Below are 24,370 nucleotides of genomic sequence, written 5' to 3'. Positions count from 1 at the left end.
GTTCGTCATCCTCTACGCACGTCCACACGCAGTGAGAAACGCACGGTATTGTCCTTCGTCCAAGCCACAGCCGCCAAGCTGCGCCCGATGCACGTCATCGCCGTGCCAATCCGATCCGCCGCTCACGCCCAACCCAAGGTCATGGGTAATCTCGACGAGCTCGGCACTTTGCGCGGGCGACTGCATGGTATGGTACGCCTCCAGTCCCGTCATGCCTTCGTGGGCAAAACGCGCAATGAGGTCAACGATGCGATAGCGTGCGGGATGGGCCACGAAGGAGCATCCACCTGCCTCGGCAATGAGTCGCATGGCCTCAATCGTCTCGGGATAGACGGCATCGATGTAGCAGGGTGACGAGGAGCCGAGCAACCGCTTGAAGGCATCGTCGACGCTTGAGACGCACCCTCGTTGCAGGAGCAAGCGTGCGAGAAGCGGCCTATTCGGTGTTTCCTCTGACGCCAGGAGATCCTCAGCGCATACGGGATATCCCTGGTCATGCAGCAAATCAGCCATCTTGCAGGCACGTTCGGCACGTCTTCGACGATTCTCGTCGAGAAAGCCAGCAAGCGCAGAGCTGTTTGCATCGACAAAGTAGCCGAGCATGTGTACGGCGCGCCCCGCATGTCGTGTCGTGATTTCGACACCAGGAACGAAACCGACATCATGCATGGCACACGACAGCCTGGCGTCCTCAAGGGCAGCCAGGCTGTCGTGATCGGTGATGGAAATGGTATGCAGACCTTCGGTCTTGGCTGCTAGATCGGCAATATGGGCAGCATCGAACGTTCCGTCAGATGCGGACGAGTGCATATGCAGATCCGCAAAGACCACGTGGCGCCCCTAGACGAGCGTTACTTCGTCTACGCTCTCCTCGACCTCGACGATATCGTCAGAGTAATGCGGGTGAACAGCGAATCGAATGCCCGTGCGCGTATCACCGTTTATCTCGAGTTCGACGAAGGAGGGAACGCAGGCAACGTCAATACCGCTCGGTGCGAGATACCCACGCGCGATGGCAATTGCCTTGACGGCCTGGTTGACCGCACCGGCGCCAATCGATTGTATACGTACGGGGTTCCCGTCTTTGATAAGACCGGCAATCGCGCCGGCAACAGATGCGGGGGAAGACTTGCTTGAAACCTTCAGAAAATCCATGGTGTGTCCCTAGTGCGTGTGTTCTTCATTAGTACAGTGTTTAAGCTTTCAGCGAGAGGATTATAAACCATACGGAACACGAGATTGACTAGGATTGCAGAAATAAGTGACTAGAAAATGAAATGATTTTGAAGGTCAAAATATCTTAGACAATTGGCAGGAATATGACGGGTGTATATATCCCTGCCAATTCAACGCAGCAAGCCCATCGTATACGTAAAAACGTTTAATCCAAGAGTTCCTGAGCAGCGCTAGAAAGCTCAAAAAGAAGCTGTTCTGCCTGGTCACGAGTGCTTGCCTTGCTAAAGACATACGCTTTTATCTTCGGTTCGGTACCACTGGGACGGATGATGATACGCACCCCGTCGCCAAGGTCGAAAGAGATGACGTTTGCATCGGGAAGGATCTGATGCTCGTCAGGATTTCCGTTTATCTTGGTCATAGGAGCGCCATCCGCATAGTCCAAGATACTCATGACAGGTAAGCCTGCGATAACTTGTGGAGGATTTGTGCGCAAGCCGTCCATGATCGCCTCCATTTTGGCGGCGCCGGAGCTTCCCGGATAGGACATGTTGATGGTCTTGTTGAGATAATAGCCATAGCGCTCGTAGAGAGATTCAATGGCCTCGACCAAATCGATTCCTTCGTTCTTATACATTTGCGCCATCTCGCATATGAGCATGGAGGCGCTGATGGCATCCTTGTCACGCACATAGGTACCGGACATATAACCGTACGACTCCTCGAAACCGAACATGAACCTATCGGCCTCGTTCTGTCCGAGCAAAGCGATCTGGCCGCCGATGTACTTGAACCCTGTCAGCACGCGCCTGAGTTCGAAACCATAATATGCAGCCTGGGCATCAGGCATGAGTGTGGAGACGATGGTCGTCACGACGAGCTTTTCCGAAAGGTCCTCTCCCCTTTCGGAGAGGCGTTTGGCGATGTAGTCGATGAGCAAGACGCCGACTTCGTTTCCCGTCAGAAGCTCATATGCACCATCATGCAAAACAGCAATACCAACGCGATCTGCATCCGGATCCGTGGCAAGCAATATGTCGGGATTGACGCGCTCGCAAAGCCTAAGCCCAAGCTCAAGTGCCGCACGGTCCTCTGGATTTGGGTACGGACAAGTCGTGAAGTCGCCGTCAGGATCCCTCTGCTCGTCAACGATGCTCACGTCATCGAGACCCACGCGCTTGAGGATGCGCGTCACGCACTCAAGGCCAGTGCCGTTAAGCGGGGTATATACAATCTTTAGCTTGTCGATAGCGGTTGCGTCCTCTGGCTTGACGGATTGGGCGGCAACTTCGTCGATGAAGCGATCGACAACGGTATCGTCGACCCATTTGATGAGACCAGCCGCAACCGCATCGTCGAAATCCATTCGTTTGACGTCGTTGAAGAAATCGAGGCCGTCGATATCAGCTTGAATCTCGACCGCAGCCTGCGATGCAATCTGGCAACCATCCTCGCCATAGACCTTGTACCCGTTGTAAGCTGCCGGATTATGGCTTGCCGTTACGTTGATTCCCGCGCTGCAGTGCAGGTCACGTACGGTAAAGGAGAGAACGGGCGTGGGCTGGATAGCGCGATACACGTGGGCGACGATGCCATTTGCCGCGAGCACGCAAGCCGCGGCGGAGACGAACTCCTCGCCCATGTTGCGACTATCCCGAGCAATGGCGACGCTCGGATTCTCGTAATGCGCGTTGAGATAATCGGCAAGGCCCTGAGTCGCCTTTCCGACGGTGTAGACGTTCATGCGATTGGGGCCAAGCCCGATGATGCCGCGCAGTCCAGCTGTGCCGAAGGCAAGTTCACGGTAGAAGGCATCATGGAGTTCCTCGATGGAGTCGGCTTGTTCGCGAAGCTGTTCGGCCTCCTGGGCAGACACATGCTCCAGCCAGCGCTCGTATTGCTCTTTCTCGATACTCATGGACTACAGCTCCTTATCAAAGGGAAACTTGACGTTAATCGCATCCTTGCCAACGCGAATTATAGGCTCCTCGGTGAGCTCGATGTAGTAGCGATGTGCGATTGTCGCAAAAGCTTTCTCGAGTTCGCGTGAGAAGGCGGACAGGTCATCCATCGAGAGTTTGAGACCCCGGCGGTCCTGATAGAGGTCGATGGGTTGCCCCTGGCCTTGCGAGGAGCACTGCTGCGGGACGAGGCGATCAAGCAAGGGGTCAAGCGATGCGATCTGGCCGGCGAGGATACGATGCGCCGTGCGCTCCGACATGTCGAGCCCGAGATCGCTGCAGATGGCGGCGAGCTCGGCAGCGTCACCGGCAATGGCAGGTCTGAGGCTGACAGGCAGCCTTTCAATGTCATTGCAGAACAACAAGCGCGTGTCCTTGACTTGAGTCTGACCGCGCTCGATGAGCGTAGCGACGATTTCGGCAGGAGAGCCGATGAAGACGTCGATGGAGCCCCGCACGTCAAGGGCAAACTCGACAAGTGTGCGATTGACGTTATGCGGACCGGAAATGACGGCGAGCTTTCCTTCCTCGTCGATGCCGACGACGGGCAGTGACGATTGATCGGTCTTCTCGTCAAGGGACTCGAGGTCAATGCGGATGGCCAGAGATGAGCCCAGCTCTGGTGCCGATGCGACAACGTGTGCGTCGGCGGCATTTGATTTGATCGAGTACAGCGCCATACCGCGACCGTGTACGCCCCAGGTGTCCATAACCATGGTCTCGAGCTTCGAGGTGACACGCGGCTCGAATATGCGCTCGTGCATGTCGGCAGGGATGCCGTCACCGTCATCGAGGAAAACGAGCGTCTTGAGGGCGCCCTCACGGCTCGTGGCCACGTATATGACGCTTGCATGCGCATCGCGAGCGTTGCGCAGCATCTCGATGACAATATCCTCGACGCAGCGTATGTCGTGCTTTGCCTGCCGCCGCTCCGCCTCGGCGGTCTTGAGACGCACGAAGCCATCACCGAGGTTTTCCTCGATGGCGAGATGGTCATCACCCGAAACGGATGCGATGAACCCTATCAGATCATCATCAGACATTCGTCCTCCACATACGCAGCGGGCCATGAAGCACGTACTCCATGGCCCGCCTTGGTCGCAAACATGCTCATCTGGCTATTTGGCGAGCGCCTCGGAACGGGACTCGCGAATCACGACGACGTGAATCTGGCCAGGGTATTGCATCTCGTCCTCAATCTGCTTGGCGATGTCATGCGCGAGGACGGTCGACTTTGCGTCGTCGATGGAATCGGGCTGCACCATAACGCGGACCTCACGTCCGGCCTGCATGGCATAGGTACGCTCGACACCCTCATGCGAGTTGGCGATCTCCTCGAGCTTCTCGAGACGCTTGATGTAATTCTCGTAGCTCTCGCGGCGTGCGCCCGGACGGGCAGCACTTACGGCATCGGCAGCCTGGATAATGACGGCAAGCACGGTAGAAGGCTCAACGTCGGCATGATGGGCCTCGATGGCATGCACGATGGCGGGATTCTCACCATAACGGCGAGCGAGGTCCGCACCGATGACGGCATGCGATCCCTCTACCTCGTGATCGACGGCCTTGCCAAGGTCATGCAGCAAACCCGCACGCTTGGCAGTAATGGGGTCAAGGCCGAGCTCGCTTGCGATGGCGCCGGAAAGCGTCGCGACTTCGAGGGAGTGTTGTAGGACGTTCTGACCGTACGAGGTACGGTACTTGAGACGACCAAGCGTCTTGACGATATCAGGATGCAAGTCATGAATGCCCATGTCGAAGGTCGCCTGCTCGCCGGCTTCTTGAACCTGTTGGTCGACGTAACGCGTAGCCTTCTCGAACATCTCCTCGACACGCGCGGGATGAATGCGCCCGTCAGCGATGAGGTTCTCGAGCGTGATGCGCGCGGTCTCGCGGCGAACCGGATCGAAGCACGAGAGCGTGACGGTCTCGGGCGTATCGTCGATAATGAGGTTGACGCCGGTGATCTGCTCGAAGGAGCGGATGTTTCGTCCCTCGCGACCGATGATGCGGCCCTTGATATCATCAGACGGGATCTGGACGGAGGTGACGGTACGCTCGGCCGTGTAATCGGCGGCCATGCGCTGAATGGCGACGGAGAGGATCTCTCGGGACTTGCGATTTGTCTCGGCCTTGGTGCGTGACTCAATATCACGGATGATACCGGCGGCTTCGGCCGTGCACTCCTCGCGGATGTCGTCGAGAACGATGTCACGAGCCTCGTCCTTGGTCAGTGATGCGATGTCGAGAAGACGACGGTCGGCCTCGTCGAGCTTGGTCTCAAGCTTCTTGTTAAGACTTTCGGTGCGCGACTGCAGGCTGTTGAGCTGCTGCTCGCGCTTATCGAGCCCGGAACTGCGTTTGTCGAGGGAGTTCTCGCGCTGTTCGAGGCGATCGGAACGTGCCTGTATGTCCTTGCTCTGCTGACGGACCTCCTCGGTCTGTCTGCGAGCCTCTTCCTCGGCCTGCTGCTTAATTTTGAGCGCTTCGTCCTTTGCTTCGATTGTTGCCTCACGGCGAATGTTCTCTGCGGATTTCTCGGCATCGGCAAGTGTGCGCTCGGCCTCGGCCATGGCACTCTTTGCATTACCACCTGAAACAAGGCGGGAGACCAGGAAACCTACGGCGAGGCAGACAACCGCGACAACGACGTAGATAACGATTTCCATTTTGACTGGTACCTTTCCTATGTCATATAAGTACGTTTGGATGTACCGATGAAAAAGGCCGGATACATCCGGCACTCATTGCAATCCATATACTATTAAACCAGCGTTGGGCTGGGAAAACCACGATATAGAATATGCAACCCGCATATATAACTCGCATACATGCGAGGGAAAAATGAATGCCACCCGTTATCCTACCATATGAGTGACAGTATCGAAGTGTTCATGTCAATGTAATATCTGGACGGATTGATGGCAAAAGCGACGAGCTTCTTGATGCAAGTATGTCAATTTATGCGGAAAGATAGTCGCGCACGACACGATTCGAAAGCTCGTAGGAAAAGCCCCTGCCGATAAGACGTCGCATGTAGGTTGCGTAGGGATTCTTGGAATGGGCCTTGCGCTTGGAAAGTTCAGCCATGGCGACTTGATATTCGTCTCTGGTCGAAGAGAACTCGTCGCTGCAAAGGGCGATGGTCTGCTCGTCGATGCCATTGGCCGCGAGACGCGCGAGAATCTTGATCCTCCCCCATCCCGAATGCGTCTTGCCACGAATGAACGCACGGGTATAGCGCTCCTCGTTGATAAGATTGACGCGCACGGCCGTCTCGATGGCATCCTCGACTTCCTCATGGGTGAAATCGCAGGAGGCGAGGCGTTCGCGAACTTCCTTGACGCTACGCTCGCGAACGCCAACAAGCACGTTGATCTTTTCCATCGCCTCGCTATGTCGTTGGGACGTAACCATCATCGAGGCGTTTACTCGGCAGCAGAGCCCTCGGTTACGGCGGAATCGGCAAGGTTCTCCGAACCGGTGAAGGCACCTGCCGGAACATCGGCAAGTGTGAAGGCATCATCGTCATCGTACTCGACAGGTAGACCGATGGCGGCACGCACCTTGTTCTCGATCTCGCGACGCAGTGCCGGGCTCTCGACCAAGGCGTTCTTCGCAGCTTCCCGACCTTGTCCCAAGCGCTCGTCACCGTAGGTATACCAAGAACCAGACTTGGTGACTATTTTCTCATCGACGGCCATATCGAGGATGTTGCCCTCGCGCGAGATGCCAGTGCCGTACATGATGTCGAACTCCGCCTGCCTAAAGGGTGCAGAGCACTTGTTCTTGACGACCTTGACACGCACGCGATTGCCCACAGCACCACCATCAACCTTGATGGTCTCGATACGACGGATGTCGAGACGGACGGATGAGAAGAACTTGAGCGCACGGCCGCCGGTTGTGGTCTCCGGGCTACCGAACATGACACCGATCTTCTCACGCAGCTGATTGATGAAGATGCAGCAGGTGTTTGACTTGGAGAGGGAGCCCGCGAGCTTGCGCAGAGCCTGACTCATGAGACGCGCCTGCAAGCCAACGCTGGCATCGCCTATCTCCCCCTCGATCTCTGCGCGCGGGACAAGCGCGGCAACGGAGTCGATGACGATGCAGGAGACGGCATTGGAGCGCACGAGCATGTCGCAAATCTCGAGGGCTTGCTCGCCCGTATCTGGCTGCGAGATGAGAAGCTCGTCGATATCGACGCCAATCTTGGCGGCATAGACGGGGTCAAGTGCGTGCTCGGCATCAATGAAAGCAGCAACTCCGCCAAGGGCCTGGGCTTCTGCGACGATCTGCAACGAGAGCGTGGTCTTGCCGCTTGACTCGGGGCCGTAGATCTCGACGATACGACCACGGGGCACGCCGCCGATACCGAGGGCGGCATCGAGCGCAAGGGCACCCGTGGGGATGACCTCGACGTCGAGGGCGGAGTCCTCGTCGCCCAGGCGCATGATGGAACCATCGCCGTACTTCTTCCTGATTTGCTCTTTGGTAATCTTGAGTGCCTCTTCTTTGGAGGCCTCCGAGGGAATCTTTGCCTTGCTTGCTGTGCGGGCCATGGGTGAGCTCCGTTCCTCTTCTACGTATGCACGCTACGCGCATATGGTAATCGAACATATGTACGGTGTCAACAAAGGAGCCTTCAACTACCGTGGTATCACTCTACAATGTGCGCAACCGAGACATCCACCCCCAGAATCTGAGCAAAACACGAGTGAAACCGGAGCAAATCCAGAGCGAAATGCGAACGAAACCCGAATTCCAGACTACGAAAGGGCCTCGAGGAGCGCTTCAAGCGCATGCGTTACGGCTCGGGCTCGCACCTCTTCGCGCGAATCACCCACGCACGTCGTAAAGCTCGTGCATGCGTTGGGCGTCGCGATGCCGTAGCAGACGGTCCCGACGGGCTTTCCGGGTTCCGCCCCTGTCGGGCCGGCGATGCCGGTGGTGGCCACCGCGTAGTCGCATGCGAGCACATTGCGCGCGCCGGCGGCCATCGCCTCGGCCGTCTCGATGCTCACGATGCCATGCCCTTCGATAAGCTCAGCATCGACGCCCAGGACACGCTCCTTGACATCGACCCAGTAACTCACAATGCCGCCGACGAAGCTATCCGATGAGCCGGAAACGGCCGTAAGGGCCGCGGCAATCATGCCGCCCGTACAGGACTCGGCACAGCCAAGCGTTACGCCCCTCTCGCGTGCGCGGGCGAGCACGCATTCGGCAAGGCGGCGATTCTCCTCATCGATGCTATTGATCAGATCGCTTGCCAAAGCCCAGCACCTCACGAGACTTGTAGAAGTAATCAATCATGGAAACGATTGTCATGACGACGGCAGCAAGCAAGACGAGCCATGAGAAAATGGTAAAGCAGGTCGCGAAGCCATCGCCCATGAGCGTAATCTGGAGCGAGTCCTTGACCGTGAACAACAGGATCGCGCAAATCTGCAGGACGGTCTTGAACTTGCCAAACATGCTCGCGGCAATAACCTTGCCCTGAGCCGCAGCGACCATGCGAAGACCCGATACGATGAACTCGCGGGCGATGATAATGAGCGCCACCCACGAAGGAAAGGTCTGGAGCTCGACAAGCGCGAGCAATGCGGCGCACACGAGTATCTTGTCCGCAAGCGGATCGAGAAACTTGCCCAAGTCAGTAATCTCGTCACGCGAACGGGCGAGATGCCCGTCGATGGCATCGGTAGCCGAGATGACGACGAAGACAGCAGCGGCAATCCAGGGCTGCCACATCGCCCAGAATTCCGGTTCGGGAAGCCATGTTGGCCAAGGCGAGAGCAGTGCGGCAACGAAGACGGGAATGAGCAGTATGCGAGTAAGCGTGACGATGTTCGCCGGCGTCCAGATGCGTTCGGTTTCAGCAGGCATGATCTGCAAGCTCCCCCTCGATTTCGTAGAAGAAGCTACCCGTGAGCTTCACCTGGGCAAACTGCCCGGGCTTTAGTTCATCATGGACTTTGATGGGCACATGCACTTGCCCGTCCACTTCGGGAGCCTGGCCTTGCGTACGACACAGGGCCTCCAAACCGGCATCGGTCTCCTCGTAACCCTCGACGAGCACCTTTGCGTACGTGTCGACACATGTGGACACGCGTGCGGTCCCGATCGCCTCGCAGGCATCGAGCAGGCGTTGCGCGCGCTCCATGCGCTCGTCATCATCAAGCAGGCCGTCCAACTCGTATGCAGCACTCCCCTCTTCGGGTGAGAACGCGAAGACACCAGCGTAATCGAACTGCGCTTCGTCAACGAAGTCGAGAAGCTCCTCGAATTGTTCCTCGGTCTCGCCGGGAAACCCTGCCATAAGCGTCGTGCGCATCATGATGCCCGGAACATGCGCGCGCACCCGCTCGATGAGCGCGAGTATGTCTTGCGGGTTACCACTGCGGTTCATGCGCGCGAGAACTTCCGCATTGACGTGTTGCAGGGGCATATCGAGATATGAGCAAACGTTGGGAATTTCTGCCATGGCATCGAGGAGCTCGTCGGTGATGCCTTCGGGCTGCACGTACAAAAGCCTGAACCACGTTTCCGGATACCGTCGTGCGAGGGTCTCGAGAAGCTGCGCCGTGGTTGCAGGCTCATCGAAGTCGCTGCCCCATATACCCGTATCCTGCCCGATGAGGACGATCTCGCGTACGCCATTGCAGACGAGTTCGGCGACCTCGTCATCGATCTGGTCAAGCGTGTAACTGTGGTAACGTCCGCGTATGTGCGGAATCATGCAATACGAGCAGAAACGATCACAGCCATCCGATATCTTGACGTAGGCGCTGCTTGGATGCGCATGGCGCAAAAGCTTTGGGCCACCACCCATGAGGCAGCCCTCGAGGCCGAGCAGGCGATTGACCTCTTCTACGACATGGTCTTCCTCGCCTGCCGCGAGGAAACCAGCTGCCTCGACGAGCTCCTCTGACAGGGAATCGCCATAACGCGAGGGCATACAACCGGCAACGAGCACCTTGAGCTCTTCGCCCGCGGCGTTTTCGCGACCCACCAAATCGAAGATGACCTCGATGCTCTCCTCGACAGCGCTTGCAAGGAATGCGCAGGTATTGACGATGACGAGGTTTGCGTCGTTAACGTCATCGACAAGCGAAAAGCCGGCAGCGACGAGTCGCGCTTGCATCTTGTCGGTGTCGACCTCGTTCTTGGCGCAACCGAGCGTGACGAACGCGATGCGGGGTTCTTGGCTCACGAGCCCGTACCCTAGCGATAGTTGGTGAACTGCAGCGGAATGCCGTAGTCCTGCTCGCGCAGAAAGGTGATGACTTCCTGCAGGTCATCGCGCTTGGGGCCGCTCACGCGCAGCTTGTCGCTCTCGATCTGGACCTTGACCTTGAACTTCTCGGCCTTGATATCCTTCGAGATGCGTTTGGCGACATCCTGCTCGATGCCCTGCTGGATGACGCCGACCGTGCGGATCATGCCTCCGGAGGCATCCTGGGGGGTGCCCCATTTGAGGGCCTTGAGGTCGACCTTTCGCTTGATGAGGTTCGTGTTGAGCACGTCGATGACCTGACTGCTCACGAAATCGCTGGGAGCAAGCACGGTGATGGTCTTCGCACCCTTGTCGAAATCGATCTTTGAGCCGGAATCTTTGAGGTCATAGCGCTGTTTGAGGCCCTTCTCGGTATTGTTGAAGGCGTTCTCGACCTCCTGCATGTCAGTCTCGGAGACGATGTCGAAGCTGTTGTCCTTAGCCATGCTCTTCCTTTCGCGATTGATTACTTGGGAGCGGATTGGATGCTGATGTAGAGACTTCCTGACCCATCCTCGTTCTTGGCGATTTCGATGGGATTGTCGTTTTCGGTGATGGTAACCGCAGACGGGTTGCTGAAAGTCGCACTGAACGATTCGGTCACGGGAAACTCGCGCGAGAACTGGCCACCGACGGCCGTGCCCTTGTAGGCATTCGCGCCATCGTAAGTCACCTCGACGAGCGAGGTCTCGCCCTTGGCGACCTCGATCTTGATGATGACCGGATTGCCGTTTGCCGTCGTAATGGTCTTGTGTGCCGCGTTCTCGCCGTCCGTCGTCATCGTGTCGTTGGTGGCACCACCTTGCACGGGAATAATGCCGCTATTGCCGTGACCAGCCGTGCTGATGAGAACCGAAGCCGCAATGATGACGGCGATGACGATCGTGATGACCGCAATGGCAATGAGACGCGTGCGGCGCTCGCTGAATATCGAGGAGAGAAGACGACGCAGACGAGCGAAGATATTGCCGTCGTCAGCCTGCGTAACGTCATCTCGCTCAGACACCCTGTCTCGCGTGGTCGAGCGGCGGCGCGTGCTGCTGCGCACGGTCGACTCACCCGTATCGACGTCGATGCCAAAGAAGTTGGGGGTACGATTTTCGGTACTGCGCGAAAGATCCTCCGTAGGACGCGCGGTAAAGGTATCGACCGTCGAGGAACGACGCGTCGAAGCACCGCTGCGTCGCGAACTCCCCGAGCGTGAACGCGATGTGGAAGCAGGGCGCGTAGTGGGCTCGAAGCGTCCGGTATCTTCGCGGGTGGGATGAACGGACCTGAAGGACCCGGTCTGTCGTGTACCGACGACGCGCACACTACCGCTGCGGTAGCGTTCGTCATCTTTTGCAAGTGCCTCGTCCTTGAGATTGCGACTCAACTTGGAAGCGCTCTCACCTTCCGCATCGCCACGCCTACGCTGAGTGCGCTGCGAGCGACCACTACGCGAGGACTCGCGACTTGTGGGGCGAGACTTATCACCGGCAATGCGCTCGCCGAAGCGACCGACCCCACGGCGCGTGTTGTTGGCGCTCTCGGCGATCTCGCGGTTCGCGCTGAAGGCCTCGTACTCGTTATCAAAGGCCTCGACGATTGCCGCCGAGTCCAGGTCGAGATAGCGTGCATACGAGCTGAGCATGCCGATGGCATGCCCGCGTGGTGGATACTGGGAATAGTCACCAGCCTCGAGAGCCTCCAACATGCGCGCGCGAATATTGGTGTCACGCGCGGCCTGCTCAAGCGATATGCCAAGCTCGATACGGCGACTCATGAGAGCCGACCCGATGCGAGATTCGGATTTCACCTAGCTTCCTCCTGGTCTTGTTCATCAAAGGCACGCAGGGCCTCGAGATCTTCAACGCTGTCGATAAGCACGTCGCGGGCACGAGATCCTTCCTGCGGCCCGACGACCCCCTTGCTTTCGAGCATGTCCATGATACGCCCCGCGCGTGCGTATCCGACCTTTAATCGACGCTGAAGCATGGAAGTGGAGCCTAGCCCGGCGGCAACGACAGCCTCGGCTGCCTCCCAGATGAGCGGATCGTCATCATCGCCAGCCGTCGAGGCAGAACCCGATGAGGAGCCCGACCCCGTCGCGATCTGCTGCTGGAGAATCTCGCGATGGTATTCTGGCTCACCTTGCGATTTTAGATGCTCGACTGTCGAGGCGATTTCCTCCTCGCTCACGAAACAGCCCTGAATGCGCTTGGGTTTGCCCCACTCGGGCTTGGAAAAGAGCATGTCACCGTTGCCGACGAGCTTCTCGGCACCCGACTGGTCGAGGATAACGCGGGAGTCGATGTTGGTGGCGACAAGCAGCCCGATGCGATTGGTGATGTTGGCCTTGATCATGCCGGTGACGACATTGCTCGAGGGGCGCTGCGTGGCGATGATGAGATGGATGCCGGCCGCACGCGCGAGCTGGGCGATGCGCACGATGGAGTCTTCGACATCCTTGCCCGCGACCATCATGAGGTCGGAGAGCTCGTCAACGACGATGACGATGAACGGCATCTCATCGGGATGATCTCCGTTCTCGTCGGTAAGCTCGCCCTTTTGAATCATCTGGTTGTAGAAGCCGATGTTCTTGGCACCGACGCCTTCGAAGACCTTGAGTCTGCGCTCCATCTCGGCAACAGCCCACTTAAGGGCGCTCGCAGCCTCTTTGGGCTCGGTGACTGGCGGAACGAAGAGATGCGGGATGCCGTTGTAAAGCGACATTTCGACGCGCTTCGGGTCAATGAGAATCATGCGGACCTCGGCAGGCGTCGCACGCATGAGTATGGTCATGATCATGGCGTTGAGGCACACCGACTTGCCCGAACCCGTCGTGCCGGCGATGAGCAAATGCGGCATCTTGGCAAGGTCGACGCAGACTTTCTCGCCATCGACATCCTCCCCGATGGCAACCTGAAGTGGTCCTGCGCTACAGCTCGGCAAGATATCGCCAAGCAGCACGCTCGAGCGCACCTTGTTGGGAATCTCGACGCCCACGAGGGAAGTGCCGGGAATCTGCGCGATGCGCACGGCTGATGCCGCAAGCGCCAGCGCGATGTCATCGGAAAGGTTCGTGAGCTTCGCGAGGCGCACGCCACTGGGCAGTTCCACCTTGAACATGGTGACGGTGGGACCGGCAAGCCAGCCGACGACCTTGGCCGGCAGGCTGAACTCCTCGAGCGTCTGCTGCAGAATATTGGCCGTCTGGCGCAACTCGCCCGTCATGTTGGAGCGCTTGGACTTGGTGACACCGAGTATGCGTGCATCGGGCAAGGTGAAGCCCTCGAGCGCCGAAGGCGTCGACCCATCGGGAATCACCTGCGTCTTCTTGCGGATGGGGACGGTCTCGGTCGAATCGGCGGCTTCCTGCTTTGCAGCCGAGAGATCCTTCTTCTTGCGCTTGCGTGGCTTGGCGTGCGAATGGTCGTCAAGCGTGACCGTCCGATCGGGATCATCATCGAAGACGACCGTTATGTCGGAATCCGCGCCATCGAAGGCAACCGTGGAGAGCGGGTCAGCGGAAATCTCATCGTACTCGTCAATGGGAGCGCCCTCTTCCCTGCCAAACTTTTCCTTGAAGCGCGCAAACGGTGACTTCTCCTCATCGGAGTAATCTTCGTCGTCAGCCTCGGCATCGGCGTACTGGGGCTGGCCAGCCGTGTAGATGGTGCGCTGGTAACGCGTCTGAGCGCGGTCTTCCTTCTTGTGCGAGAGGAAGTTCTTGAGTGCGAGGAAGGGGGCGGAGATGGAGACGCCCGCAATGACGAGGCCGGCGACGAAGATGCCCACGAGAATAATCGCGGTGATGACGCGCCCGAACAGGGTCATGAGGGCCCAGGAGATGCCGCTACCCACGTAGCCGCCACCACCCACGAGCACTTCATCGGAAAAGAGGCTGTAAGGCAGCGCCTCGATGGTACCGGGAGCGAAAAGCGAAAAGAGCGCCATGAGCGCAATGAGCATGACGGCGAGACCGATGACAAGGCGCCCGACCTTGACCCCCTCGGTCTTGAAGAAAAAGGTCGCGCCCCAGAACACGAGCACGAAGGGCACGACATAGGCGCCCAGGCCAAGTGCATGCTTGAGACCATCGGAGATGACGACCGTGAGCATGGCATCGGCAGGCACGACGACGGCGACGAAGAGCGCGATGCCGATGACCGCCAGCGCGATGCCGATGAGATCCTCGCGCATCGAGCCGTCAACGAAGCTCTTGCGTGGAGTCTGCTCTTTAGTTGGAAGGCCCTGAGTCCTTCCGGCGCCTTTCTTTGCGGCGCTGGAAGATGACCTCGAGTTGCCCTGGTTCGATGCTGCGTTTCTCGAGCCCACTGCTACCTCCAGTTGCTACGCGCACAATTGTATCGCATCTAGATTTCGATGACGATCGGCATAATGATGGGCCTGCGATGCGCGCGCTTCCACACGAAATTCGAAAGCGCATCGCGCTCCTGTTTCTTGATGCGGTTTATATCGGGCTTGTGGTTCTCGAGCGACTCGCGCACTGCCTTGGCAACGCATTCGCGCGCCTCGACGATGAAGTCGTCGTTGTCGAAACCGGGAATGCCACGCATGGTGATGACCGGATCGGCCGCAAGCTTGCCGCGCTTGAAATCAATGGCAACCGCCACGCTTGCCGCGCCCTCGCCCGACATGGACTGACGATCGCGCAGGACGTTTGCACCGATATCGCCCACCGAGGACCCGTCAACGTAGACGATGCCGCTCTCGACGCCTTCGCCACGCTCGACCTTGCCGTTGGTCATCACGAGGGAATCGCCGTTTTCGAGAATGAAGATGTTATCGGAGTCGACACCGACGGCCTCGGCCAGACGCGCATGGGCACGCAAGTGAGAGGCCTCGCCATGGACCGGCAGGAAGTGCTTGGGATTGACGAGCGAGAGCACGAGCTTGAGCTCCTCGGCACCCGCATGCCCCGAAACGTGCACAAGCGCACGGTTCTTATCCCACACGTCGGCGCCTACCTTGGAGAGCTGGTTGACGATGCGCGTGACCGACTTCTCGTTGCCGGGAACGGGCGTGGCCGAGATGATGACGGTATCACCACGCTCGATTTCGATGGTCTTGTGCTCCCCCACCGACATGCGCGCAAGGGCCGACAACGGCTCACCTTGGCTGCCCGTGCAGAGCACGACGGTCTTCTCGGGTGGATAGTTGCCGACGTCATAGGCATCGATGATGAGATCGTCGGGTACGTTGAGGTACCCGAGCTCGCGCGCAATGCGCGTGTTAGTGAGCATGGAGCGGCCCGTGACCGCAACCTTGCGGCCTGCCAGCTGCGCCGCATCGCAAATCTGCTGGACGCGGTGAATATGCGAGGAAAAGGCCGCGACGACGACACGTTGCTTGGCGGTGGCGATGACATTGCGCAGCGTCACCCCGACTTCGGCCTCGGACTTCGTGAACTGCCTGCTTGTCGCATTGGTCGAATCGCTCATGAGCAAGTCGACGCCCTGGGCGGCAAAACGCGCGAGCGCGGCGAAGTCGGTGAGCTCTCCGTCAATGGGCGTCTCGTCGAGCTTGAAATCACCCGTGTGCAAGACATTGCCGGCAGGCGTGTGCATGAAGACGCCCATGGCCCCCGGAATCGAGTGGTTGACCGTGAAGAACTCAAGCTCGAAGCAGCCGAGCTTGGTGGTGCTGCCTCGGTGTACCTCGACGAGCTTGGGCTGCTTGGAAAGACGGTGCTCCTCGAGCTTGCCCTCGATGAGCCCCAAGGTGAGCTTGGTGCCGAGTATGGGGACGGAACGGTCGAGGTCCTTGAGCAGGTACGGCAGCGCACCCGTGTGGTCTTCGTGTCCGTGCGTGATGACGATGCCGCGGAGGCGATCGGCATGCTCGAGTATGTAGGTGTAATCCGGAAGGATGAGGTCGACGCCCGTATGCTCGTCATCGGGAAACATGAGCCCGGCATCGATGAGAATGATATCGCCACCGCACTCGAAGGCCGTCATGTTCTTGCCGATGGCGTCGAGACCGCCGAGCGGGATGATGCGCAGCGTATGCGTGGGCTTCTTTCCACGGCCCTGATTGCCCTTGCTGCGCCGACGTGGGCGCTTGCCCTTTGGCGTCGTTTTCGCAAGCGTCTTGACAGGTGCCTTCGCAAGCCCCTTGTCATTCGTATTCTTTTTTTCTGGCATGAGAGAAACTCCTCAGCCTGTGATCATGTACAGGTGTTCTTCGTTTGCTGGTTCTTTATTCTACGGGTGCACAGGCGCGCATGACCTCGGCGAGCTGAGCCGACTGCTCCGGCGTCGCCTCGATGAGCGGCAGGCGCAGGCCACCCACGGGAAAGCCCACGAGCTTGAGGGCTTCCTTCACCATGATGGGATTCGAGGTGATGAAGAGCTCGTTCATGAGCGGCAGCAGCGCGGCATGGGCGGCAAGCGCCTCGTCATGCTTGCCGGCTGCCTCGAGCTCGACGATCTCCTTCATGCGTTTCGGTGCAACATTGGCGATGGTCGAAACCACGCCCACGCCGCCCAAGCCCATGATCTCAAGCGTGTCGGCGTCATCTCCGGAATACACGGAGAAGCCAGCCGGAGCACCCTTGGCTATGGCGGCAATCTGGTCCATCTTTCCGCTCGCTTCCTTGATCGCGATGATGTTCTCGTGATCATGCGCGAGCCTCAAGGTCGTCTCAGCCGTCATGTTGATGACCGAGCGACCGGGGATGTTATAGAGCATAATGGGGAGTTCCACCGCATCGGCAATGGCGCTGTAATGCTGATAGATGCCCTCTTGCGGAGGTTTGTTGTAGTACGGCACGACACAAAGATAGCCATCGAAGCCCATCGGCTCGACCTTGCGTGCGAAATCGACGGTGTCCTGCGTGCAGTTGTCACCCACGTAGGCAATCGTCTTGCAACGGCCGTCGACGGCCTCGAGCACGGCCTCGAAGAGACGGATCTTGTCATCGTAGAACACGGTCGGGCACTCGCCGGTTGTGGGGCAAACGGCGATCGTGTCGATGCCAGCCTCGATAAAGCGCTCGGCAAGCTCCTGCGCGCGCGTAAGGTCAAGGTCAAGATTCTCGTCAAAGGGGGTCACACTTGCGACAATCGTGCGTCCGAAAAACGGCTCCGTCATGCTCGACTCCTCATCTTTACAGTGCGTTTGAACAAAGCGTTGTGCGAATTATACAGGCAAGCGCACGGGTTAATCCATGAGCTTTTCGAGTCCGACCGTCACGCCCTGCATATCGACGACGGCACGCGTTGCCATGAGTATGCCCGGCATGTAGGATGCGCGGTCGATCGAGTCATGGCGTATGGTGAGCGTCTGGCCCATGCTGCCAAAGATGACCTCCTGGTGCGCGACGTAGCCAGCCGTACGCACCGCATGCACCGGCACGCCATCGACGAGGGCACCACGAGCGCCCTCGAAGCCAGAAAGCTCGGTCTCCTTGCCGGGCGCGTCGCTCGCGCCATTGCGTGCCTCGGCGATGAGCCGCGCCGTGCGGATGGCAGTACCCGAAGGGGCATCCTTCTTGCCGTCATGATGAAACTCGATGACCTCGATATCGGGGAAATACTTGGCCGCCTGTTGGGCAAAGAGCATCATGAGCACGGCACCGGTCGTGAAGTTGGGTGCATGGAAGAGCGCGGCATCTCCCGTGGCGGACTCGTCGTATATCTCCTGGAGACGCTCCTCGGAAAGGCCCGTCGTGCCAAGCACGCAGTTGACACCCATGCTAAGCGCGCAGCGCACGTTTGCCTCGGCAACATCGGGGCGCGTGAAGTCGATGACGACATCAGGCCGCGTTACCTCGATGGCCTCCTTGAGCGTGAGGAACACGGGGGCATTATCCGTGCCGACCGTGGTATCGTCGCTTGCGCTCGGATCGACGCCGGCGACGAGCCTCATGTCGTCCGCGCTATCGACGGCCTTGCAAATCTCCGTACCCATACGGCCAAGCGCACCGCTTACCAGCACCTGAATCATTTGAGCATCCTTTCGATCTTCTCTTGCTTGTAGGGACTCACGACTGCGAGCGTCATCTCCTGCGTGAATAGCTCGCGTGCCGCCTCGTTTACTTCTTCGAGCGTCACCGCACGGTATTTTTCGATGATCTCGTCAATGGAATCGATGGGCAGGTCGAGCACGGCCAGACGGCCCAAGCGCGACATGCGCGTACGCGTTGACTCGGTGCCAAGCACGAAACTGCCGGCGGCAAGCTCCTTGGCACGGGCAAGCTCGTCGGCTGTCAGGCCGTCTTGGGCTGCCAGCGCGAATTGCTCCGTTGCCACCTTGACGACCTCGGCGATGTTCTCCGGACGCGTGCCCGCGTACATCTCGAAGATGCCGGCTCCTTCGTAGAGCTGCGATGATGCGTACACGGAATAGACGAGACCGCGCTTTTCGCGTATTTCCTGAAAGAGACGCGAGCTCATGCCCCCGCCGATAATGATGTCGAGCAGCGAGTAGGCAAAGCGACGCGGGTCGTCATTGACGATGGTGGGTGCGCCAAGCACGATGTTGGCCTGTTCGGAGTCCTTCTTGACGCAGGAAAGCATGACGCGTTCACGGGTATCGACGGGACCACGCTCAAGCCAGGGACCAACCGGAAGGCCCGAAAGGTAACGCGCGGCAAGATCGACGATGGCCGCATGATCAACGCTTCCGCAGGCGACAACCGTGATGTTGCCCGTGGTGTAGTGCGCGTCATGATAACGATGCATTTCGTCGGTATCGAAGGAGGAGACGGTATCGGGCGTGCCGAGCACGGGGCGTCCGAGCGCATCATGTGGATACATCGCCTCGGAGAACAGGTCATAGACGTAATCCTCAGGCGTATCTTGACTACGGGCAATCTCCTCGAGCACGACCTGACGCTCCGGGACGATGTCCTTGTGGGCAAAGGTCGAATTGACGAGCATGTCCGCGAGAATCTCGAAACCGAGTTTGAGACGCTCGTCAATGAGACGCGCGTAAAAGCACGTGAATTCGCGGGAAGTGAAGGCATTGAACTCCGCGCCCAATGCATCAAATGCCGTGGAGATGTCGAGCGCGCTGCGTGTCGTGGTGCCCTTGAACAGCATGTGCTCCATAAAATGGGACATGCCACCTTCGACAGGGACCTCATCGCGCGAACCCACGCGCACCCAGAAGCCGAGAGCAACGGAGCGCACGCCCTCCATGTGCTCGGTGATGACCGTTATGCCGTTGTCGAGTACGGTTTTCTCGTAAAACATGAACTTCTCCGGTTGAGCATACGAATCTTTATTGTAGCCCAAGCCATCAGGGTCTAAAAATAATTCTTGTAGTGCACTTCCTCGTTAAGTGGATCATTGGGGAAAAGGAATGCGTAGAGGTCAATGAAATAGTCGTCTGTCATCGAGGCGATGAAGTCAACCGCGATGTCCTCGGGACGGTGATCCAACTCGAATGTATAGGGGTAGCGCAACATGGGCTGGTCGAGATAGTGCCTGAATATGGGCGACTCCTCACGCCCCATGTGGATATCGTCGACGAAGGCCATGAACATGCGCTCCATCATCGGCTGGACGAAGGTGATGCGCCCAGAGACCTCGTCGCTCTTATAGATTTTCTCGTAATTTTCCTTGCGCATCGCGTCAATCGCGGCAAAGACTTCCTCGTCCATGGCCAGGTAGTCATGGCCGAGCGAGTTCTTGATGATGTTGCGCGTGATGTTCTGGATGATCTGGTGATTGAGCTTCCCGACAAGTGGGCTCTCGTCGTAATCGGACGTATCGAGCAGCTTGATACGTGCCGCGTCTTGGCGGTCCTTGCCGAGATAGGCGATGATGTCGCTGATGCGCACGACGCAGCCTTCGAGCGTGGAGGGGCGCAAGTCGCGGATGTTGCTCTGGTCGATGTAACAGGACTCGATGAGATCGTTGAGTGCATCGAAGTCCGGACATGGTGCGGGCCGGTATTCGAGAAAGGTCTTCTCACCGCAGTGCGTGAGGATGCCGTTGTACGTCTGCAGGCACAAGTTAGTACGTGCGATGGTCTTGAGCAGGCGCACGCTATGCACGTTATGGTTGAAATAACGCCCCGTGCTGGCGTGATAGAGGTCCGAGAGGTAGTCCTCGCCCTGATGGCCAAACGGCGTGTGCCCGAGGTCATGACCCACGGCGATGGCCTCTATGAGATCGAGGTTGAGCCCGAGCGCCATACCGATGGTACGGCCGACACGGCTGACCACCTGCAAGTGGAAGGAGCGTCGCGTGATATCGTCGTTACGCACAAGCGAAAAGACCTGCGTCTTATCTGCACAACGAGAATAGAACGGGTTATGAACGATCTTCTCGACGTCTACCACGAAGCACGGACGCCCAAGGTAGACGTCAGGATCTTCATAACGTTGGTTGAACTCGCGTATGCCCTCGTCGTCACGGCATGCATGCGGCGAGAGCATGGCCTGAACTGCGGCATGACGTGCTCGCAGCTCTGCCTTCTCGTCCTCGGTAAACTCAAATAGCCTGGTATCGAATTCCACGGTGCTTCCTTGCTCGTGTCATCATCACGCACGTAGCTTAACGCGTGAGTGTGACATGAATTTCTTAGCGGAAGCTGGCCGACTGCGCCGATGCCGAATCCTTGAGCAGCACGTCATGCGCACCGCCCTCGACGATCGAGACGCTCGACACGCGCGTGATCTTGGCCTTCTCGCGCAGCTCGGGCAAGTCGAGCGCACCGACGTTGCACATGGTGTGCTTGACCTTGGAAAGCGAAAGCGTGACGTTGTCATGCAGGGAGCCGGCATAGGGCACGTAGCTATCGACGCCTTCCTCGAAGGCGAGCTTGCCGCCCTCTCCGTCGTCGTAGCGCTGCCAGTTGCGGGCACGGGCCGAACCCTCGCCCCAGTATTCCTTCATGTAGTTGCCGTTGACGCTCACGCGCTTGGTGGGGCTTTCGTCGAAACGCGCGAAATAGCGACCGAGCATCATGAAATCAGAACCCATGGCAAGGGCCAGGGTCATGTGGTAGTCCTGCACGATGCCACCATCCGAGCAGATGGGGATGTAGATGCCCGTCTCGGCGAAGTACTGGTCGCGCGCCTTGGCGACCTCGATGACAGCCGTAGCCTGACCACGACCGATGCCCTTCTGCTCGCGGGTGATGCAGATGGAGCCACCGCCAATGCCAATCTTGATGAAGTCGGCACCCGCCTCGGCAAGAAAGCGAAAACCCTCGGCGTCGACGACGTTGCCGGCACCGACCTTGACCTCGTCGCCATACTGCTTGCGCACCCACTCGAGCGTGAAGCGCTGCCAATCGGAATAGCCTTCGGAGGAGTCGATGCACAGAACGTCGGCACCTGCATCGAGAAGCAGCGGCACGCGCGTCTCGTAGTCGCGGCTGTTGATGCCAGCACCAACGACGTAGCGCTTCTGGCTGTCGAGAAGCTCGAGCGGATTTGCCTTGTGCGAGTCATAGTCCTTGCGAAAGACGAGCGAAGCGAGGTGCCCGTCCTTGGTGACGATGGGAAGCGTGTTGAGCTTGTGATCCCAGATGATGTCGTTGGCCTGGGAGAGCGTGATGCCGTCCTCCCCCGTCACGAGGCGATCGCGCGGCGTCATGAAGTCAACGACCTTGGTGGACGGATCCATGCGGCTCGGGCGATAGTCGCGGCTCGTCACGATGCCGAGCAGCTTGCCCGTGGAGGAGCCGTCCTCGGTGACGGGCATGGTGGAGTGGCCCGTCTTGCGCTTGAGCTCGACGACGTCCTTCATGGTCATGTCGGGCGTGACGTTCGTATCACTCGGCACGAAACCGGCCTTGTAGGACTTGACCTCACGGATCATATCGGCCTCGGACTCGGCAGACTGAGAGCCGTAGATGAACGAGCAGCCACCTTCGCGGGCAAGGGCCTCGGCCATGCGCGGGCCGGAGACGGACTGCATGATGGCCGAAACCATCGGGATGTTGAGGGACAGCGGGCACTCCTCACCGCGTTTGTACTTGACAAGCGGCGTGCGCAGGCTGACGTCTGACGGAATGTTCTTCGCCGTCGTGTATCCGGGAACCAGCAGATACTCGCTAAAGGTATGAGATGGTTCATCGTAGTAAAACGCCATGCCTGGGGCCTCCTCTATCTCTCAATGGTTTCAGAGAAGTGTACTACACGAGCACCGAGCACGGCACCGCGATTTTCTGTGGTCGTGCAACGGAATTCTCACGAGGCTGTGTGTGCAAGCAAGCTACCGATCCAAAGCAGGGCAATGGGCCGGAAAGGCGCTCCGGCTCGACGGTCGCTTCCCGACGGCCCGCTCCGCGGTCCTTACGGCGCGCTCCCTTGGACCTCGCCTTCGCACCATTCTCGGCCCATTGCCTAGATTCCTGCTCGAAGGATTGTCAACGTACAAATGGGCAAAGAAAAAGGGGCCGGATGGCCCCTGATAATTTTGGTGGAGATAAGGGGGTTCGAACCCCTGACCTCATGACTGCCAGCAACCTCTTTGGCATTTTGCCTACCTGCGGATTCTCAAATCATATCGCTGAGCTGCGCTTTTCGGTTCGCTCAAGTTCGCTCAGATTCGACATTTTGCATTAGCTTCGTGCATTCGGCTGCATCGCGAGCGGGTGACGATGCCGAGAAGTATCTTGGTCACAACAAAAAAAGCCGGGGACACCCCTCCGCAATGGAGAGATGCCCCCGGTCATTGTCCACGGTTTAGGACGGTTTAGCACGTCAGCCCGCGCCACGGCATGAGCCACCCGGCGACCCAATCAGCCAGCCGCATACCAGTCCGCGTCCTCCTCGCGCCATCTCGCGTCAACGAGCATGTCGCGCTCGGCAGGGTCGGTAGTCCAGTGGTGGCTGCCGGAATTCGGGTTGTAGAGGCGAAGCACCGGCGTTCCCTCGCGTGCGCTCGCGAAGGTGACGGTCTCTGTCCGCCACCCGTCCTTGACCAGCGACTCGGCCTCGTCGTAGTCGGTCGTGAACATGTGCTGCTCCGCGTTCGGGTTGTAGAGGCGGTACACGATTGCCCCGCTGTCCGCTCCCATAAACGCCACGCCCTCGCGCGAGTACTCGGCTGGCAGGTTGTCGTACTCGGCCTTGGATGCGGTCAGGAAATGGTCGTCTGTGTCGGCGCGATATGCGCGGTACACCGGGTAGGTGCCGCACGGTATCTCGATTCGTATCAAGTCGTATCCCTTCGTCGGAGCACCCGGCACGATGCCGAACGCGGCCATGATGCCAAGCGCGAGCTGGTCGATGTGCGAGTTGAAGGTGCCCACGTCGAGCTCGTCGGTTATGAAGCCGCATTCGAGCAACCGGTAGCCGTAGCCCTTCTGCGCGGCCCTGGTCGCGTTAGCGAGCGATTGCCCCCTGATGGACTCTGCTCGACCGGGGAACATGCCCGACAGAAGCGCGGCGAGCGCCAGATCGTAGCCGTCCGGCTGCTTTCCGGGCTTGACGATGACATGACCCCCCTTGGCACCGCGTGGCCCCGAGTCCATGTGAAGCTCGACTATCTGGCTTCCGGGCGGCAGGTCGAGGCCGAGGATGCCACGGTCTGCGAACCAGTTGCGCGACATGTCGAGCACGACGACATCGCCGCCGCCCAGCTCTCCCGTGCGCGCTGCAAGGGCACGCACGCGCTCGGCCTCCTGGTAGCCGCATCCGCACGCGCCGGAGTCACCTGCGCCGTGTCCGGCGATGACGTAGAGCGGCATACTATTCACCCCGCTTGATGTCGCTGGTCACCGCATCTCCCACCATCGCGGCGGTGGTGACGTTGTTGTTGCGCCACCAGGCCCACACGATTGACGCCGCGCTGATGACGCTGGTGGCCGCGACCACGAACGGCTCGGCGTCAACGGCGTAGCCGATGACGTTGAGCACGTTGGCGACGGCCGTGATGACGATGGCGGCGATCGCCTTTGCCCGCTCTGCGGTCGCGTCGATGACCTCCTCGGTGCCGGTGGCCTCGATGACGACCTCGGTTTCCTTCTCCTGCATGATGGT

At 58.9% G+C, this 24,370-nt stretch carries 19 protein-coding genes and 1 pseudogene; all 20 read right to left on the bottom strand.

Annotation, left to right across the window (positions count from 1 at the left end; translation table 11 throughout):
* Positions 1–12: 12 nt before the first annotated feature.
* The 20 genes and pseudogenes from DBY20_04005 to DBY20_03910 all read right to left on the bottom strand — a co-directional run bounded on the left by DBY20_04005 (position 13) and on the right by DBY20_03910 (position 24,364).
* Complete coding sequence (locus DBY20_04005; GenBank protein ID PWL79050.1) at positions 13–831, bottom strand: hypothetical protein; 819 nt, start codon at positions 829–831, stop codon at positions 13–15.
* Between the two features lie 9 nt (positions 832–840).
* Complete coding sequence (locus DBY20_04000; protein PWL79049.1) at positions 841–1,155, bottom strand: stage V sporulation protein S; 315 nt, start codon at positions 1,153–1,155, stop codon at positions 841–843.
* Positions 1,156–1,381: 226 nt separating this feature from the next.
* On the bottom strand, positions 1,382–3,094 hold the full coding sequence (locus DBY20_03995; GenBank protein ID PWL79048.1) for a phosphoglucomutase: 1,713 nt from the start codon (positions 3,092–3,094) through the stop codon (positions 1,382–1,384).
* Between the two features lie 3 nt (positions 3,095–3,097).
* Positions 3,098–4,180 carry an ATP-binding protein gene (locus DBY20_03990; protein ID PWL79047.1) on the bottom strand — a complete coding sequence of 361 codons (1,083 nt, stop codon included), beginning with the start codon at positions 4,178–4,180 and terminating at the stop codon, positions 3,098–3,100.
* Between the two features lie 75 nt (positions 4,181–4,255).
* On the bottom strand, positions 4,256–5,806 hold the full coding sequence (gene rny / locus DBY20_03985; GenBank protein ID PWL79046.1) for a ribonuclease Y: 1,551 nt from the start codon (positions 5,804–5,806) through the stop codon (positions 4,256–4,258).
* 292 nt (positions 5,807–6,098) lie between these two features.
* Positions 6,099–6,557, bottom strand: coding sequence for a hypothetical protein (locus DBY20_03980; GenBank protein ID PWL79045.1), 459 nt, complete (start codon positions 6,555–6,557; stop codon positions 6,099–6,101).
* 8 nt (positions 6,558–6,565) lie between these two features.
* Positions 6,566–7,702 carry a recombinase RecA gene (recA, locus tag DBY20_03975; GenBank protein ID PWL79044.1) on the bottom strand — a complete coding sequence of 379 codons (1,137 nt, stop codon included), beginning with the start codon at positions 7,700–7,702 and terminating at the stop codon, positions 6,566–6,568.
* Between the two features lie 207 nt (positions 7,703–7,909).
* Positions 7,910–9,029, bottom strand: a pseudogene (pgsA, locus tag DBY20_03970) (CDP-diacylglycerol--glycerol-3-phosphate 3-phosphatidyltransferase).
* The gene (rimO, locus tag DBY20_03965; protein PWL79043.1) at positions 9,019–10,356 is read right to left on the bottom strand and encodes a 30S ribosomal protein S12 methylthiotransferase RimO; all 1,338 of its coding nucleotides are present in this window, start codon (positions 10,354–10,356) and stop codon (positions 9,019–9,021) included. The pseudogene pgsA and the gene rimO overlap by 11 nt, the downstream one beginning before the upstream one ends.
* Before the next feature lie 11 nt (positions 10,357–10,367).
* On the bottom strand, positions 10,368–10,865 hold the full coding sequence (locus DBY20_03960; GenBank protein PWL79042.1) for a YajQ family cyclic di-GMP-binding protein: 498 nt from the start codon (positions 10,863–10,865) through the stop codon (positions 10,368–10,370).
* A 20-nt stretch (positions 10,866–10,885) separates the two neighbouring features.
* Positions 10,886–12,217: a hypothetical protein gene (locus DBY20_03955; GenBank protein ID PWL79041.1), complete on the bottom strand. Its 1,332-nt coding sequence runs from the start codon at positions 12,215–12,217 to the stop codon at positions 10,886–10,888.
* A complete protein-coding gene (locus DBY20_03950; protein PWL79040.1) occupies positions 12,214–14,604 on the bottom strand; it encodes a cell division protein FtsK in 2,391 nt (796 codons plus the stop codon). The genes DBY20_03955 and DBY20_03950 overlap by 4 nt, the downstream gene beginning before the upstream one ends.
* A 173-nt stretch (positions 14,605–14,777) precedes the next feature.
* The gene (locus DBY20_03945; GenBank protein ID PWL79039.1) at positions 14,778–16,568 is read right to left on the bottom strand and encodes an RNase J family beta-CASP ribonuclease; all 1,791 of its coding nucleotides are present in this window, start codon (positions 16,566–16,568) and stop codon (positions 14,778–14,780) included.
* Positions 16,569–16,623: 55 nt separating this feature from the next.
* The gene (locus DBY20_03940; protein PWL79038.1) at positions 16,624–17,517 is read right to left on the bottom strand and encodes a 4-hydroxy-tetrahydrodipicolinate synthase; all 894 of its coding nucleotides are present in this window, start codon (positions 17,515–17,517) and stop codon (positions 16,624–16,626) included.
* 69 nt (positions 17,518–17,586) lie between these two features.
* Positions 17,587–18,372 carry a 4-hydroxy-tetrahydrodipicolinate reductase gene (locus tag DBY20_03935; protein PWL79037.1) on the bottom strand — a complete coding sequence of 262 codons (786 nt, stop codon included), beginning with the start codon at positions 18,370–18,372 and terminating at the stop codon, positions 17,587–17,589.
* Positions 18,369–19,622, bottom strand: a complete 1,254-nt coding sequence (locus DBY20_03930) for a peptidase M16 (protein PWL79036.1) — start codon at positions 19,620–19,622, stop codon at positions 18,369–18,371. The genes DBY20_03935 and DBY20_03930 overlap by 4 nt, the downstream gene beginning before the upstream one ends.
* A 53-nt stretch (positions 19,623–19,675) precedes the next feature.
* A complete protein-coding gene (locus DBY20_03925; GenBank protein ID PWL79035.1) occupies positions 19,676–20,893 on the bottom strand; it encodes a phosphohydrolase in 1,218 nt (405 codons plus the stop codon).
* Between the two features lie 64 nt (positions 20,894–20,957).
* Positions 20,958–22,475, bottom strand: a complete 1,518-nt coding sequence (locus DBY20_03920; protein PWL79034.1) for an IMP dehydrogenase — start codon at positions 22,473–22,475, stop codon at positions 20,958–20,960.
* 652 nt (positions 22,476–23,127) lie between these two features.
* A complete protein-coding gene (locus DBY20_03915) occupies positions 23,128–24,078 on the bottom strand; it encodes a hypothetical protein (protein ID PWL79033.1) in 951 nt (316 codons plus the stop codon).
* Position 24,079: 1 nt separating this feature from the next.
* Positions 24,080–24,364 carry a hypothetical protein gene (locus DBY20_03910; protein ID PWL79032.1) on the bottom strand — a complete coding sequence of 95 codons (285 nt, stop codon included), beginning with the start codon at positions 24,362–24,364 and terminating at the stop codon, positions 24,080–24,082.
* Positions 24,365–24,370 lie beyond the last annotated feature (6 nt).

This window comes from Coriobacteriia bacterium (genome assembly GCA_003149935.1).
Lineage (GTDB): Bacteria > Actinomycetota > Coriobacteriia > Coriobacteriales > QAMH01 > QAMH01.
The sequence above is the reverse complement of the archived record's forward strand: the minus strand, read 5'-3'. Positions and strand labels throughout refer to the sequence as shown.